Origin of the sequence: Cytobacillus sp. NCCP-133 (genome assembly GCF_026011715.1) — a bacterium.
In the GTDB taxonomy this organism is placed as follows: Bacteria; Bacillota; Bacilli; order Bacillales; family Cytobacillaceae; genus Cytobacillus.
The window spans coordinates 89811-104207 of record NZ_BRVM01000003.1 but is presented as its reverse complement, the minus strand read 5'-3'; the positions used below and the strand labels follow the sequence as shown (position 1 = coordinate 104207).

Annotated in this window: 18 protein-coding genes; 16 read left to right on the top strand and 2 right to left on the bottom strand. The window is 44.1% G+C overall.

The genetic code is table 11. From position 1 onward, the window contains the following. Positions 1 to 47 precede the first annotated feature (47 nt). From NCCP133_RS06190 to ftsZ, 11 genes are all read left to right on the top strand, one after another. A complete protein-coding gene (locus NCCP133_RS06190) occupies positions 48 to 269 on the top strand; it encodes an AtpZ/AtpI family protein (RefSeq protein ID WP_264804067.1) in 222 nt (73 codons plus the stop codon). 4 nt (positions 270 to 273) lie between these two features. After that, complete coding sequence (locus NCCP133_RS06185; RefSeq protein ID WP_264804066.1) at positions 274 to 648, top strand: ATP synthase subunit I; 375 nt, start codon at positions 274 to 276, stop codon at positions 646 to 648. Positions 649 to 669: 21 nt separating this feature from the next. After that, entirely contained in the window at positions 670 to 1383 is a 714-nt protein-coding gene (gene atpB, locus NCCP133_RS06180) for a F0F1 ATP synthase subunit A (protein ID WP_264804065.1), read from the top strand. Between the two features lie 75 nt (positions 1384 to 1458). Then, a complete protein-coding gene (gene atpE, locus NCCP133_RS06175; RefSeq protein ID WP_009332220.1) occupies positions 1459 to 1671 on the top strand; it encodes a F0F1 ATP synthase subunit C in 213 nt (70 codons plus the stop codon). A gap of 149 nt (positions 1672 to 1820) precedes the next feature. Beyond that, positions 1821 to 2342: a F0F1 ATP synthase subunit B gene (locus NCCP133_RS06170; RefSeq protein ID WP_264804064.1), complete on the top strand. Its 522-nt coding sequence runs from the start codon at positions 1821 to 1823 to the stop codon at positions 2340 to 2342. Continuing rightward, positions 2339 to 2875, top strand: a complete 537-nt coding sequence (locus NCCP133_RS06165) for a F0F1 ATP synthase subunit delta (protein WP_264804063.1) — start codon at positions 2339 to 2341, stop codon at positions 2873 to 2875. The genes NCCP133_RS06170 and NCCP133_RS06165 overlap by 4 nt, the downstream gene beginning before the upstream one ends. 24 nt (positions 2876 to 2899) lie before the next feature. Beyond that, a complete protein-coding gene (gene atpA / locus NCCP133_RS06160; protein ID WP_264804062.1) occupies positions 2900 to 4408 on the top strand; it encodes a F0F1 ATP synthase subunit alpha in 1509 nt (502 codons plus the stop codon). Positions 4409 to 4620: 212 nt separating this feature from the next. Continuing rightward, on the top strand, positions 4621 to 5478 hold the full coding sequence (locus tag NCCP133_RS06155; RefSeq protein ID WP_264804061.1) for a F0F1 ATP synthase subunit gamma: 858 nt from the start codon (positions 4621 to 4623) through the stop codon (positions 5476 to 5478). Between the two features lie 251 nt (positions 5479 to 5729). Beyond that, a complete protein-coding gene (gene atpD, locus NCCP133_RS06150) occupies positions 5730 to 7151 on the top strand; it encodes a F0F1 ATP synthase subunit beta (RefSeq protein WP_264804060.1) in 1422 nt (473 codons plus the stop codon). Positions 7152 to 7173: 22 nt separating this feature from the next. Further along, positions 7174 to 7581 (top strand): F0F1 ATP synthase subunit epsilon, encoded by a 408-nt coding sequence (locus NCCP133_RS06145; protein ID WP_264804059.1) that lies wholly within the window; start codon positions 7174 to 7176, stop codon positions 7579 to 7581. Positions 7582 to 7794: 213 nt separating this feature from the next. Then, positions 7795 to 8961 (top strand): cell division protein FtsZ, encoded by a 1167-nt coding sequence (ftsZ, locus tag NCCP133_RS06140; RefSeq protein ID WP_264804058.1) that lies wholly within the window; start codon positions 7795 to 7797, stop codon positions 8959 to 8961. Positions 8962 to 9178: 217 nt separating this feature from the next. On the opposite strand, the gene NCCP133_RS06135 is transcribed toward ftsZ, so the two are convergent. Continuing rightward, on the bottom strand, positions 9179 to 9364 hold the full coding sequence (locus NCCP133_RS06135; protein ID WP_264804057.1) for a hypothetical protein: 186 nt from the start codon (positions 9362 to 9364) through the stop codon (positions 9179 to 9181). A gap of 538 nt (positions 9365 to 9902) precedes the next feature. On the opposite strand from NCCP133_RS06135, the gene NCCP133_RS06130 reads away from it, so the two are divergent. Continuing rightward, a complete protein-coding gene (locus NCCP133_RS06130) occupies positions 9903 to 10139 on the top strand; it encodes a hypothetical protein (RefSeq protein ID WP_264804056.1) in 237 nt (78 codons plus the stop codon). Positions 10140 to 10204: 65 nt separating this feature from the next. Here NCCP133_RS06130 and NCCP133_RS06125 read toward each other — a convergent pair whose 3' ends face one another. Next, positions 10205 to 10936, bottom strand: a complete 732-nt coding sequence (locus tag NCCP133_RS06125) for a LysM peptidoglycan-binding and 3D domain-containing protein (RefSeq protein WP_264804055.1) — start codon at positions 10934 to 10936, stop codon at positions 10205 to 10207. A gap of 532 nt (positions 10937 to 11468) precedes the next feature. Between NCCP133_RS06125 and NCCP133_RS06120 the strand changes: the two genes are divergently transcribed. The 4 genes from NCCP133_RS06120 (at position 11469) to NCCP133_RS06105 (ending at position 14395) form a co-directional block, all read left to right on the top strand. Beyond that, positions 11469 to 11690, top strand: a complete 222-nt coding sequence (locus NCCP133_RS06120; protein ID WP_264804054.1) for a hypothetical protein — start codon at positions 11469 to 11471, stop codon at positions 11688 to 11690. A 699-nt stretch (positions 11691 to 12389) separates the two neighbouring features. Continuing rightward, on the top strand, positions 12390 to 12764 hold the full coding sequence (locus tag NCCP133_RS06115; protein WP_264804221.1) for an NADH-quinone oxidoreductase subunit A: 375 nt from the start codon (positions 12390 to 12392) through the stop codon (positions 12762 to 12764). Then, positions 12755 to 13267 (top strand): NuoB/complex I 20 kDa subunit family protein, encoded by a 513-nt coding sequence (locus NCCP133_RS06110; protein ID WP_026583375.1) that lies wholly within the window; start codon positions 12755 to 12757, stop codon positions 13265 to 13267. Before NCCP133_RS06115 ends, NCCP133_RS06110 begins: the two co-directional genes overlap by 10 nt. A 3-nt stretch (positions 13268 to 13270) precedes the next feature. Beyond that, positions 13271 to 14395: an NADH-quinone oxidoreductase subunit C gene (locus NCCP133_RS06105; protein WP_264804053.1), complete on the top strand. Its 1125-nt coding sequence runs from the start codon at positions 13271 to 13273 to the stop codon at positions 14393 to 14395. The last annotated feature ends 2 nt before the right edge of the window (positions 14396 to 14397 follow it).

The window sequence follows — 14397 nt, the reverse complement described above, 5'->3', positions numbered from 1 at the left end:
TGGCCTCAAAACCCACTTACCATTCTCTCGAGAGAGGATGCGTTTTTATGCGTCAAAAAGACCGCAACCCATTTAAGGCGATGGCCTTAATGTCCGCCATTCTTTCTCAGTTGGCAGGTTCCGCACTCATTGGCATTTTCGCTGGAAGATGGCTTGACAGCAAGGCGGGAACGGAGCCGTTATTCCTATTGATCGGCTTGTTCATCGGACTGGGCGCCGGGATTTACGCCATGCTGCGCTTAATCCAACATTTCTTCACAGGAGAATAACATCATGCCGGAAATTAAAGAAATTTTTCAAAGACAGCGAAAATACATATTTCTCTTGTTGTCTGTATACGTTCTCGGCTGGGGATTTACACCTTATCAATCTATATTTCTTGGTTTGATCTTTGGCACGTCTTTAAGCCTGTTCAACTTGTGGCTGATTTCAAGAAAAACGCTTCAGTTTGGAGAGGCAGTTGAGAGAGGCGAGAAGATGCGTTCGCTCGGGACAGTTTCCAGGATGGCGACAGCAGTGTTTGCTGTCATGATCGCTCTGGAATACCCTGAAAAACTGCATCTGATCAGTGTGGTAATTGGATTAATGACATCTTATATTGTCATTATGATAGATTATTTTCTTCAATCTTTTCATTTACGTAAATAGCGGGAAGAGAGGTGAACACTATTGCATCATGAAGCTCCTATAGTGGATTTTTTAGGATTGAATTTTAACTTATCTAACGTACTGATGATTACAGTGGCAAGTGCTGTTGTTTTCATTATTGCTTTGCTTTCCACCCGTCGAATGGCCATGAAACCAGCGGGGATGCAAAATTTCTTCGAATGGATTATGGACTTTGTTAAGAATATCATTAACAGCACGATGGACTGGAAGACAGGCGGAAGATTCCATATCCTTGGATTAACCCTGATCATGTATATCTTTATTTCAAACATGCTCGGACTTCCGTTTGCGATCGTTTACGATCACACTTTATGGTGGAAATCGCCAACAGCCGATCCTGTTATCACCTTAACTTTAGCGGCTATGGTTGTAGGTCTTAGCCATTACTATGGCGTGAAGCTTAAGGGAGTAGGAGAGTACGGCAAGGATTTTTTCAGGCCAATGCCTTTCTTGTTCCCATTGAAAATCATTGAAGAGTTTGCAAACACTCTGACATTGGGACTTCGTCTTTACGGTAACATCTATGCGGGTGAAATCCTGCTGACGCTGCTTGTCGGCGGACTGGCACATGCAGGTGTAGGCGGAATGCTGGCAGCCATCCTGCCAACAATCGTATGGCAAGGATTCTCAATCTTTGTCGGTTCTATCCAGGCATTTATTTTCTGTATGTTAACAATGGTTTATATGGCACACAAAGTGAGCCATGACCATTAATATAAACCTGTTCATTTTATGGACAAAATATGTTAAACAAACAATTTTTTATACAATTTAAGGAGGAACTCAATAATGGGTCTTTTAGCAGCAGCAATTGCAATCGGTTTAGCAGCACTAGGTGCCGGTATCGGTAACGGTCTTATCGTATCTAAAACAGTAGAAGGTATGGCTCGCCAGCCAGAAGCTCGCGGTATGCTTCAAACGACAATGTTTATCGGGGTAGCGTTAGTAGAGGCTGTTCCGATCATCGGCGTTGTTATCGCGTTCATGGTTATCGGCGGTTAATTAATACTGTACAAATCGTTCAAAATGGCGAAGATCATTCTGTGAACCTTCGCCATTCCTTTATGTTTTTTTACCGTAAAACTAATTCGGAATCATGCATATGACTCCGTTTCATAAGTGGAACAACTCTTGAAGGGAGTGAATCGAGGGTGTTAACAAACAGTCTAGTATTAGGCGCTGCAGGCGGCGGTTTCAACGGTGGGGACATTTTGTACCAGCTGGTTATGTTCATCATTTTGTTGGCATTGCTGAAAAAATTCGCGTGGGGTCCTTTAATGGGCATTATGCAGCAGCGTGAAGAGCACATTGCAAGCGAAATTGAAGCGGCAGAGGAAAGCCGTGCAGAAGCAAAAAAACTTTTGGAAGAGCAAAGAAATCTTTTAAAAGAAGCGCGTACAGAAGCACAAGGCCTTATCGAAAGTGCGAAGAAACAAGGCGATGTGCAGCGTGAGGAGATCATTGCGGCTGCCCGCACTGAGTCTGATCGCATCAAGGAATCTGCTAAGCTTGAAATTGAGCAGCAGAAAGAACAAGCGGTTGCCGCTATTCGCGAGCAGGTCGCTTCACTATCTGTCCTAATTGCTTCTAAAGTGATTGAGAAGGAACTAAGCGCAGCGGATCAAGAAAAGCTGATCAATGAATACATTCAAGAGGCGGGAGAAAAGCGATGACAGGCTCCACGGTAGCAAGGCGCTATGCGTTGGCTCTTTTCCAGCTTGCGAATGAACACCAGCTTCTTGACCAAATGGAAGAAGAGCTTCGTGCAGTGAAAGAAGTAGTAAACCATAACCAAGAGTTAAAAATAGTATTAAAGTCTCCAAAGCTTCCAATTGAAAAGAAGAAAGAGATTTTAAAAGGTGCATTTGCATCTGTGAACATTTATGTACTAAATACGTTAATGATATTAATTGAACGCCATCGTGAAGATCATATCTCCGATGTGGCAGATCATTTTATAAGCCTTGCAAATGACAAAAAAGGGATTGCCGAAGCGAAAGTCTACTCGGTCCGCCCTTTATCTGAAGCGGAAAAGGAAACATTATCCGAATCATTTGCGGCTAAGGTTGGGAAGAAATCACTTCGTATTGACAATATAGTCGATACGAACTTGCTCGGCGGCATCAAGCTTCGAATCGGAAACCGGATTTTCGACGGCAGCTTGCGAGGAAAGCTAGAGCGTCTTGAACGTCAATTGTTAGGCTAAGATTCGTAGATAGGGGTGAAACTCATGAGCATCAATGCTGAAGAAATCAGTGCGCTGATAAAAAAGCAAATCGAAAACTATCAGTCGGAAATTCAAGTGAGTGATGTAGGTACGGTTATCTCTGTTGGTGACGGTATCGCTCGTGCTCATGGCCTCGACAATGTCATGGCTGGAGAACTTGTTGAATTTTCAAACGGCGTTATGGGTATGGCACAAAACCTTGAAGAAAATAACGTCGGTATAATCATTTTAGGACCATTTACAGAAATCCGCGAAGGCGATGAAGTACGCCGCACGGGCCGCATCATGGAGGTACCGGTTGGTGAAGATCTTATCGGCCGCGTAGTAAACCCTCTTGGACAGCCAGTAGATGGCATGGGACCAATTAACACAACAAAGACTCGTCCGATTGAAAGCCCGGCACCAGGTGTAATGGATCGTAAATCCGTACACGAGCCGCTTCAAACTGGTATCAAGGCGATCGACGCTCTTGTTCCAATCGGCCGCGGTCAGCGTGAGTTAATCATCGGGGATCGTCAGACAGGTAAAACTTCCGTAGCGATTGATACAATCCTGAACCAAAAAGATCAGGATATGGTATGTATATACGTGGCAATCGGACAGAAGGAATCTACAGTTCGTAACGCAGTAGAAACTTTGCGCAAGCAGGGTGCCCTAGATTACACAATCGTTGTAACTGCATCTGCGTCACAGCCTGCTCCATTATTATATCTTGCACCATATGCAGGGGTAACAATGGGTGAAGAGTTCATGTACAACGGCAAGCACGTTCTGGTTGTATATGATGATTTAACAAAGCAGGCTTCTGCTTACCGTGAGCTTTCATTGCTGCTGCGCCGTCCTCCAGGCCGTGAAGCCTATCCAGGGGACGTATTCTACTTGCACAGCCGCTTATTAGAGCGCGCTGCGAAGTTGAGTGACGCGAAAGGTGCAGGTTCAATTACTGCGCTTCCATTTATTGAAACACAAGCAGGGGACGTTTCTGCTTATATACCAACAAACGTTATCTCAATCACAGACGGACAAATCTTCTTGCAGTCTGACCTATTTTTCTCAGGTGTTCGCCCAGCGATCAATGCAGGTCTTTCTGTATCACGTGTAGGTGGTTCTGCGCAGATCAAAGCAATGAAAAAAGTTGCTGGTACTTTGCGTCTTGACCTTGCTTCATACCGTGAGCTAGAATCATTTGCTCAGTTCGGTTCTGACCTTGATAAAGCAACACAGGCTAAACTTAACCGTGGTGCCCGTACCGTAGAGGTTCTAAAGCAGGATCTAAACAAGCCGCTGAAAGTTGAGAAGCAGGTTGCAATCCTTTATGCTCTTACTAAAGGCTTCTTAGATGATATTCCTGTACAGGATATCCGTCGTTTCGAATCTGAATTCCTTTCATGGTTAGACCATAACCGCAAAGATTTGTTGGACCATATCGTGAAAACAAAAGACCTTCCTTCTGATGACGATATGACATCTGCGATTAGCGACTTTAAGAAAACTTTCGCAGTATCCGAATAATAGAGCATGAAGGGCGGGGAGCGAATCCCCCTATACAGCTGGCATTCGGTTCTGTCAAACAATAAAATGCGCAAGGCGCCTTTCCCAGCCTCGGGCAAGCATTAGACGAGCCCTGCAGGAAGGTGTACTTTCCTTCCGGAAGGGGCTTGGCTAGTCCATAGAGGGCTAGGCGCTGCAGCTGGCCTAACTTTGAAAAAGGGTGGTGAGAACCTGTGGCATCATTACGCGATATAAAAAATCGTATTACTTCTACTAAGAAAACGAGTCAAATAACAAAAGCGATGCAAATGGTATCGGCTGCGAAAATGAATAAGGCAGAAATGAATGCAAAATCTTTCGTGCCTTACATGGAAAAAATCCAGGAAGTTACTGCATCTGTCGCTTCGGGAAGCAAGGATGTATCACATCCGATGCTGACCAGCCGCCCTGTCAAGAAGACTGGTTACCTGGTAATTACTTCTGACCGCGGACTTGCGGGAGCGTATAACAGTAACGTTTTGCGAAATGTTTACCAGACAATTCAAAAGCGCCATAAGTCTTCTGATGATTATGCAATTATTGCTATCGGACGTGTTGGCCGCGACTTTTTCAGAAAGCGCAATATGAACGTCATTCTAGATATCGTTGCAGTTGCCGACCAGCCTGCATTCGCTGAAATCAAAGATATTGCCAGCAAAACAGTTGGCATGTTCGCTGATGAAACATTTGACGAATTATACATGTATTACAGCCATTATGTCAGCGCGATTCAACAGGATGTAACAGAGAAGAAGCTTCTTCCGCTTACGGATATCTCCAGCTCTAATAAGCTTACATCTTACGAGTTTGAACCATCTGCTGAAGAAATCCTGAAAGTTTTGCTGCCTCAATATGCTGAAAGCTTAATCTACGGAGCGCTTTTAGACAGCAAGGCAAGTGAGCATGCTGCAAGGATGACGGCTATGCAGAACGCAACGGATAATGCCAAAGAGCTTATCAACACATTAAGCTTGAGCTACAACCGTGCACGTCAGGCAGCCATCACACAAGAAATTACTGAAATCGTCGGCGGAGCAGCCGCGTTGGAATAAAAACGAAAAGCAGAAGTGCCTTGATCCAATGGAACGCAGACGACAATCGCCACCTCTTGTGGCAGCGTCTCTCCCGCATCGTGGGGCAAGCATAAGACGTGATTTTCTGGAAGGTGTACTTTCCTCCGGAAGGGATTGGCTGTGGACAAATAGAGGGTCTAGGGTGCTTTGCGCTGGATACAAACGAAATGCGGAGAACGGGTTGCTGCCTGTACTCTCCCATTGCGTGAAATGAAAGAGGAGGGAAAAAGATGAACAAAGGACGCGTTCTTCAAGTTATGGGTCCGGTTGTTGACGTAAAGTTCGAAAGCGGTCAGCTTCCTGAGATCTATAATGCATTGACAATCACAAATTCGGCGCGTAACGAATCTAATGTTGACATCAACTTAACCCTTGAAGTTGCCCTTCATTTAGGTGATGATACAGTTCGTACCATTGCAATGTCTTCTACTGACGGCTTAATGCGCGGAAGTGAAGTTGTTGACACGGGTGCACCTATTTCTGTACCAGTAGGTGATGTAACACTTGGCCGTGTATTCAACGTGCTTGGTGAATCAATCGACTTGGAGCCTGCAATTTCGGCAGATGCACGTCGCGATTCCATCCACAGAGAAGCGCCTAAGTTTGAGCAGCTTTCTACTGAGGTAGAAATTCTTGAAACGGGAATTAAGGTTGTAGACCTTTTGGCTCCATATATCAAAGGTGGAAAGATCGGTTTATTCGGTGGTGCCGGTGTAGGTAAAACCGTATTAATCCAGGAGCTTATCAATAACATCGCTCAGGAGCATGGCGGTATTTCCGTATTCGCCGGTGTTGGTGAGCGTACACGTGAAGGTAATGACCTTTATCATGAAATGACAGATTCAGGCGTTATCAAGAAAACAGCAATGGTGTTCGGCCAGATGAACGAACCGCCAGGAGCACGTATGCGTGTTGCCCTGACTGGTTTGACAATGGCTGAATTCTTCCGTGATGACCAAGGACAGGACGTTCTTTTCTTCATGGATAATATCTTCCGTTTCACTCAGGCAGGTTCCGAGGTTTCCGCGCTATTAGGCCGTATGCCTTCAGCCGTTGGTTACCAGCCGACACTTGCTACTGAAATGGGTAAATTACAGGAACGTATCACTTCTACTAATGTAGGTTCTGTTACTTCGATCCAGGCGATTTACGTACCAGCCGATGACTACACGGATCCGGCTCCGGCTACAACATTTGCTCACTTGGATGCAACAACTAACCTTGAGCGTAAGCTTTCAGAGATGGGTATTTACCCTGCTGTGGATCCTCTTGCTTCTACTTCCCGTGCATTATCGCCGGAAATCGTTGGAGAAGAGCACTACGCAGTTGCACGCCAAGTACAGCAAACATTACAGCGTTACAGAGAACTGCAGGATATCATCGCGATCCTTGGTATGGACGAGCTTTCTGACGAAGATAAGCTAGTTGTATCCCGTGCGCGCCGTATCCAATTCTTCTTATCACAAAACTTCCACGTTGCTGAACAGTTTACTGGACAGCCAGGTTCATACGTACCGGTTAAAGAAACAGTTAAAGGCTTTAAAGAAATTCTTGAAGGTAAGTACGACCACCTGCCAGAAGATGCATTCCGACTTGTCGGCCGAATCGAAGAAGTGATCGAGAGTGCAAAGAAAATGGGCGTAGAGGTCTAATTCTGGACCAGGAGGGTAAAAAATGAAGACGATTAAAGTCAGTGTTGTTACTCCCGATGGCCCGGTGTATGAATCAGATGTGGAAATGGTAAGCACAAAGGCTCAAAGCGGTGAGCTTGGGATCTTACCTGGACACATTCCAATGGTTGCACCGTTACAAATTGGAGCCGTTCGTTTAAAAAATGGCGGAAATACAGATTTCGTTGCAGTTAGCGGCGGATTTTTAGAAGTACGTCCGGAGCAAGTAACGATCTTGGCGCAATCTGCTGAGCAAGCAGATGAAATTGATGTAGAGCGTGCAGTACGTGCTAAACAGCGTGCGGAAGACCGCTTAAATGAGCAAAAACGTGAAAACATTGATTTCCGTCGAGCAGAGCTAGCTCTTCGCCGTGCGATCAATCGTATCGAAGTTTCGGAAAGAAAATTCTAATAAACATACTCAACACCCTTTGGCTGTGGCTGGGGGGTGTTTTTAGGTTTAGCAACAATTACCAGGGGATTTTCTGTTAAAAACTGCTCAAAAAATACACAAAACATTCGAATTCTTTTATATACGCATTTACAATAGAAGAGAGTAGACCTTTTCAGGTACTCTCTTTTTTAAAAATTAATGCAATCTAATTCAGGAAAAGGAGGAGCCGCAATGCTGGAGTTTGATACAAATATAGACCAATACGCTACGATAAAAGTCATCGGAGTCGGCGGCGGGGGTAACAATGCTGTTAACCGGATGATTGAACATGGAGTAGAGGGTGTAGAGTTTATCGCTGTCAATACAGATGGACAAGCTCTGAATCAATCAAAAGCAGAAGTGACCATGCAAATTGGAGCATCCTTAACAAGGGGCCTGGGAGCAGGGGCAAATCCTGAGGTAGGCAGAAAAGCAGCAGAGGAAAGTGAAAGCCAGCTTCGTGAAGTGTTGAAGGGTGCTGACATGGTGTTCGTTACCGCCGGAATGGGCGGCGGAACTGGAACGGGAGCTGCACCGGCCATTGCTCGCATTGCCAGGGAGGTTGGAGCCTTAACCATAGGTGTTGTAACCCGTCCATTCAAATTTGAAGGGCGCAAGCGTGCAGCAAATGCAGATGACGGAATCGAAGCGATGAAAAAGGCAGTGGATACGTTAATTATTATACCGAATGACCGCTTGCTGGAAATTATTGATAAGAAAACGCCGATGCTAGAAGCATTCATGGAAGCGGATAATGTCCTTCGCCAAGGTGTACAGGGCATTTCTGATTTAATTGCTGTACCAGGTTTAATCAATCTAGACTTCGCTGATGTTAAAACGGTGATGTCCCACAAAGGAACAGCTTTAATGGGAATTGGAATTGCCACTGGTGAAGATCGTGCAGCAGAAGCAGCCAGGAAAGCCATATCCAGTCCTTTGCTTGAAACGTCTATTAATGGCGCGCGTGGCGTCATTATGAATATTACAGGCGGGACAAACATAAGCCTCTATGAAGTCCAAGAGGCAGCTGATATTGTGGCTTCTGCATCAGATGAAGAAGTGAACATGATTTTTGGTTCTGTTATTAATGAATCTTTAAAGGAAGAAATCATCGTCACGGTTATTGCCACTGGCTTTAATAATCAAGAAGAAGCGCCAGCAAGGCCAAGTTCCAAGCCTCCTATAGAAAGAGAACCAGTGCATACATATCAATATCAGTATTCTGAGGAGCAACACAGCCAGCGTCAAGGGAGGGAACGACAGGAGCCTGTTCGGGAGTATGAACAGCAGCAGCCGGATCTTTCAGAAGAATCTATTGGCATCCCGGCATTTTTACGCAATCGCAGAAAACGTTTTTAACAGGAAGGGAAGATTGAAGGAAAGGCTGCCCGGAAGAATAGGGCAGCCTTCCTTTCTGTTTTGCAGCTGCACAATGATTAAAATGTGCTGGTTGATAGGTTGGTTGTTGGGTGGATAATAGAATGGAAAGAGCGGAAATGCGGTTCTATAGATAATAAGATAGCAAGAAGGGACAGGTAGATGCCTGTCCCTTCTTTGTAAGGGTGATTATTATTTATTATTTCGATTGATCGTATAAGGTTAGCTGATCAAGATTTTGATGTACGTTCATTAGCTTTTTAAGCAGGCTCATAAATCTCTTTTTTTCTTCAAAGGGAGTCAGGTCAAGCTCTCTTTTTAATTCATTGCTTTTCTTAACTAGTTCTTCAAATTTTTGAATAACTGCACAGTTGTTTTTAGTCATATCAATTCTCCTATTTATCGCAGTCTAACGGGCAGTAAGCGCCCCATATTAAAACTCAGAGGAATCAATGGAGGATAAAGGGGGTCAAATTGCCTGTAAAGGCCCGAAAAAAAAGCAAAGACTTTAAAACGCGATGTCCTGCGGCAACGTCTTTGTCACCCGCTTCCTCCTAAAAGCTTCCGCTTTTGGCCGTGCGATAATGATCCTCAAAAAAAGCTACCTCTTTTTTATTCGTGCCAAAAGATTTGCTGCCGTAGCCTTCCTTGTCCTGTGGGCCTTAACTATCAATCAGTTGGGGGATAAAGAATACCCCGCTAATGGAAGTTTCACTTTATAAACTCTAGTACTACTGTACCATGAAAAACAATTTCAAAGGAAACAAGCATATTTCAATTATATTAAAAACTAACTTGCTATTTAACTAAATTAACGATTCGATTAAAAATGTCAGATTTTGTTGAATTGTCTTGGGGTAGAGTCTTATATTATCAACATGTGCTTAAAAGACAAGGTATAAGGAAACCAGGAGGTGATCACCTTGTTGTCTGTTTTGTTTGGTACGGTTGAATATTATGAACGGGAATTAGCTTATTATCTTTCCGATACAAATTCTGCCATGGGCGATGCAGTCATGAAAATCTTCTTTATGCTTGAAGCAGAATTATTTAACGTATTTCTGTGCACGCATGAAGGAGCCAGGGTTCAATGTATGCATAACCTATTAAAGGCGTTTGGCAAGGTTTCTGACAAGGCTTTCGCAACAGCTGAGCAGTAATTTTACAGTATAATAGATCAACAAAGAGGCCCCTTACGTAGGGTGCCTCTTTGTTTTCTTATCATTTAGTTTAGAATAGTGACTTTAACATCTTTTCTGCCCCACTGCATAGCTGATTCAGTCGTTGGGATAAATACATCTATTTCATTTCCTTTAATGCCTCCGCCAATATCTTCAGCAGTTGCATACCCATAGCCTTCAACATACACTTTTGATCCCAGTGGAATGACGTTCGGGTCAACCGCAATGACCTTTGCATCCGGATTGTCCTTTAGATCTAGACCTGTTTTTGTAATGCCGATACATCCCTCACAGCTGGCAGTATAGGCTGTTGCTGTAACAGTAAGGGATTTGACTTTGGCTTCTGATTGGATTGGCTTTGCCGTGCCCGCTGCTTTTACGACTGTTTTTGCAGGTGCTGCTGCTTTAGACTGGCCTGCTCCATTTCTATAGATAATTAACTCTAAACCTGGTTTAATGATATCCGAGTTTAGCTGATTCCATTTTTTAAGGTATTCTACCTCTACCCCATATGTTTGGGCGATACTCCAGAGCGTATCACCAGATTCTACTATGTAAATTTTTTCGGGTGAAACTTCAAGTTTATCATTTGGATGAATTAAATTAGATGATAAACCGTTCCACGTTTTTATATCTTCAACTGATACCTCATGTTTTTGTGCGATTGACCAAAGTGTATCTCCCTTATTAACCACTGCTTCTTCTGCTTGTGTGCTGGCACCAGCTGCACTCCAGATGGTTATTGCCGCTAGCAAGTAATATAAGTACTTTTTCATCGAATAACCTCCTAATAGCATGTTTTATGGTTTCTATGCTAACACAGAAGATTTTGAGAAAAAGAACAGGAAGGTAATAAATTCATTGCGCATATTTCAGGGAGATAACGAGAAAAAGTCTATTCATTAGAATTTTCTGATAAAATAGTGAGAAGAGATTAAGTTATTTACAATGATAACCATAATTCATCCTATTTATGGAATGGTTTCGCAATACTGGAAAATAGTTGGCTGATATTGGTGAGTTTATTTTTAAGTTTTAGTTTTTTCCGGTTCTTCGAACTTTGGGCGAGTTGGAAATGGCGCAATTATGATGGAAAGTGGTGCATATATTTAGGGAGTTGTGACATATAAGACAAAAGTGATGCAAATAATCGGCAGTATGATTCATAAATTTTAGAAGTTATACATAATGAGTCAAAGAGTTTTAAAATCATGCATCCCTTCGGGATATTGATTTATATTATTGGGGAAATTGAGGAAGTATAGAGAGGCTGGCAGTGATATTAAGGTAATGAAGGGATGAAGTTTTGTGAAGAATTTTCGTTTTTTATTGAATGAGCAGTTCCAGGCTAAAGAGATAGCGGAGGATCTGCAGGTGCAGCTGGAGATTAATCGTTTTAACCATGTGAAGGTTGAAGCGGTTGAGCAGAGAAATGAAGTTCTTGTACAGGTGCCGGAAGCAAATGGATCACTGGAAGAAGCGGTGGAAAGTTTCATGCGGAATTATCAGGATGGGGAGATGTTGGAGTAGAGTATCTTGATTAGTTTAGGAATACCTTCGGTATTTGCTGGTTTGAGGAGGAGAGCAGGAAGATGAGCTCTCCTTTTTTCGTTCTTAATAGATAGGAACCTTATTTATATAGAGGAAAAAGAAAGCGGGTGTTACATTTCTCACTGACAGAGGGTGTTTTTTATTTTTTAATGGTAGGTGGAAAGGCTTTTTGTGAAAGTTTAGTGGATTTTGATGGTATTGTGAGAGTGCAGGCACATATATTCTATTGATGGAAGCGGGCAAGCTGTATGCCAGGCACGTCATCTTCCGCTTCGCTCCAGATCACGTGCAACATAGTGGGGGCTGGTTTCCCCGATTGGGGTGGGTTCGCTTTTCCGTCATCTCCTGATGTGTTTCGAGGGTGTCTTTCAGGGAGATCCCGCAGGTCGCTCAGGGGAGGGGGGCGCGTGTCGGCAACCGGGTTGCTGCTATGGAAATTCTCTCTCCGCAAGCAGCTGGCGCGTCTCTGGATTCAGCAGGCTGAATCCCCGCCGAACAAAGCTTTTTTCGCTTTTTGAGAGCGAGCTCTCAAACGCTGCAAAATCTTTGTTCGGCGGCCGAGAGAATTTCCAATAATAGTATGAGGTTGTGTCGACACGTGGGGGTTGTGGTGCTATAATGGTTACGGTTACATGTTTAAATGTTGTAGAAAATGTTTCAGCATTGGAGGGGATGGGCATGGAGCTTTGGAATTTATATCAAAATAACTATTTGATCGTTTTTGTGTTTTTGTGCCTGGGGATTATTTTGCCAGTGGTGGCTTTGTTTTTGGGCAAGCTTTTGCGTCCATATAAGCCATATGATACGAAGTATACCACATACGAAAGCGGGATTGAGCCGTTCCATGATTCTAGGGTGCAGTTCAATGTCCGCTATTATATTTTTGCCCTGATGTTTGTCATTTTCGATGTAGAGACGGTGTTTTTATATCCTTGGGCAGTGGCGTATGAGAAACTTGGTATTTTTGCATTGATTGAGATGCTGATATTTGTGTTTATGCTTGTCATTGGACTTGTTTATGCATGGAAAAAGAAGGTGCTGAAATGGATTTAAAGTTGGATAATATTACACCGGAAGAGATGGAAGAATTGCAGCGGAATGTGTTTATGGCAACTTTGGAACAGATTAAAGCGTGGGCGCGGAGTAATTCATTGTGGCCAATGACCTTCGGGCTTGCTTGTTGTGCCATCGAAATGATGGGTGTGGGGTCTTCGCATTATGATTTGGACCGGTTCGGGTCTTTCTTCCGTACATCTCCCCGCCAGTCAGATGTCATGATTGTTTCCGGCACAGTGACGAAGAAAATGGCTCCTATTGTTCGCCGCTTATACGATCAGATGCCCGAACCGAAGTGGGTTATTGCAATGGGTTCATGTGCAACTGCGGGCGGACCTTATGTGAAGTCTTATGCAGTTGTCAAAGGGGTCGATCAGATTGTGCCTGTAGATGTATACATACCAGGATGCCCGCCGAATCCGGCAGCATTGATTTATGGAATTAATAAACTGAAAGAAAAAATCCGTTATGAGGCTAAGACTGGGAAGAAGGTGATCTAACCTATGAGCGGAGAAAAGGATCTTGAACAGCTGAAAAAAGAGGCAGCGGCAAAAGCAAAAGAGGCAGCGCTTGCCAAGATGAACGCTAAACAGCAGGGAGAAGCGAAGGAAGAATCTCCTGCAGAAGACATGGATCTGGCAAAACAAAAAGCTGCGGCCGCGGCGAAGGCGAAGGCAGCAGCATTGGCTAAACAGAAAGCGCAAGAGCAGGGAGAAGGAAAGGAAGAGTCTCCAGAAGAAAATCCAGATTTGGCAAAGCAAAAGGCAGCTGCAGCCGCAAAAGCGAAAGCTGCGGCAGCGGCAAAGGCCAAGCAAGCGGGCGGCGCCGGAGATGATGAAAAGGCGAAGGCGATTGCGGCAGCAAAAGCGAAAGCCGCAGCAGCAGCGAAGGCGAAAGCGGCAGCACAGGCAAAACAAGCAGGCAGTGCAGGCGGAGATGACGAAAAGGCGAAAGCGATTGCGGCCGCAAAGGCAAAAGCGGCTGCAGCAGCAAAGGCCAAACTGGCAGCATCAGGCGGTGCTGGCGGGGATGACGAAAAAGCGAAGGCGATTGCAGCCGCAAAAGCAAAGGCAGCCGCTGCGGCAGCCGCAAAAGCGAAAGCTGCCGGCACTAAAGCAGAAGCTGAACCTCAAGAAGAGAAAGCTCCTTCTGTTAATCAGCCTTATCTTGATAAATATATAAAAGTAATTGAAGAAAATCTCGGCAGTGATGTGCTGGAAGATTCCTATATTAATAATCTGTCCAAGGAAGTGCCGACATTAGTGGCAAAGGCAGATTCGTATTATAAATTGGCAGAATTCCTTAAATATAATGAACAGCTTGGTTTTGAATATTTATCAGAGCTTCATGGAACCGATTTTGAAACGCATATGGAAGTGTATGTTCACCTATACTCATACAAAAATCGACAATCAGTCGCTCTGAAGGTTAAAATTGACCGCGATGAACCGGTAATCGATTCCTTGCAGCCATTATGGGCTGGCGCCAACTGGCCTGAGTGTGAGGCATATGATTTGCTGGGCATTAAATTTAAGGGCCATCCGAATTTACATAGGATCATGCTTGGGGATGACTGGGTTGGCCATCCGCTGCGCAAAGACTATGAACCGTATGATGTGGAGGTGTAACC

What these genes read in the sequence shown, in the direction of transcription:
- NCCP133_RS06105 (WP_264804053.1), top strand. Translation starts at nt 13,271, where the DNA reads ATGAGCGGAGAAAAGGATCTTGAACAGCTGAAAAAAGAGGCAGCGGCA.
- NCCP133_RS06110 (WP_026583375.1), top strand. Translation starts at nt 12,755, where the DNA reads ATGGATTTAAAGTTGGATAATATTACACCGGAAGAGATGGAAGAATTG.
- NCCP133_RS06135 (WP_264804057.1), bottom strand. Translation starts at nt 9,364, where the DNA reads ATGACTAAAAACAACTGTGCAGTTATTCAAAAATTTGAAGAACTAGTT.
- NCCP133_RS06185 (WP_264804066.1), top strand. Translation starts at nt 274, where the DNA reads ATGCCGGAAATTAAAGAAATTTTTCAAAGACAGCGAAAATACATATTT.
- NCCP133_RS06115 (WP_264804221.1), top strand. Translation starts at nt 12,390, where the DNA reads ATGGAGCTTTGGAATTTATATCAAAATAACTATTTGATCGTTTTTGTG.
- ftsZ (WP_264804058.1), top strand. Translation starts at nt 7,795, where the DNA reads ATGCTGGAGTTTGATACAAATATAGACCAATACGCTACGATAAAAGTC.
- atpA (WP_264804062.1), top strand. Translation starts at nt 2,900, where the DNA reads ATGAGCATCAATGCTGAAGAAATCAGTGCGCTGATAAAAAAGCAAATC.
- NCCP133_RS06125 (WP_264804055.1), bottom strand. Translation starts at nt 10,936, where the DNA reads ATGAAAAAGTACTTATATTACTTGCTAGCGGCAATAACCATCTGGAGT.
- NCCP133_RS06145 (WP_264804059.1), top strand. Translation starts at nt 7,174, where the DNA reads ATGAAGACGATTAAAGTCAGTGTTGTTACTCCCGATGGCCCGGTGTAT.
- NCCP133_RS06190 (WP_264804067.1), top strand. Translation starts at nt 48, where the DNA reads ATGCGTCAAAAAGACCGCAACCCATTTAAGGCGATGGCCTTAATGTCC.
- NCCP133_RS06165 (WP_264804063.1), top strand. Translation starts at nt 2,339, where the DNA reads ATGACAGGCTCCACGGTAGCAAGGCGCTATGCGTTGGCTCTTTTCCAG.
- atpD (WP_264804060.1), top strand. Translation starts at nt 5,730, where the DNA reads ATGAACAAAGGACGCGTTCTTCAAGTTATGGGTCCGGTTGTTGACGTA.
- atpE (WP_009332220.1), top strand. Translation starts at nt 1,459, where the DNA reads ATGGGTCTTTTAGCAGCAGCAATTGCAATCGGTTTAGCAGCACTAGGT.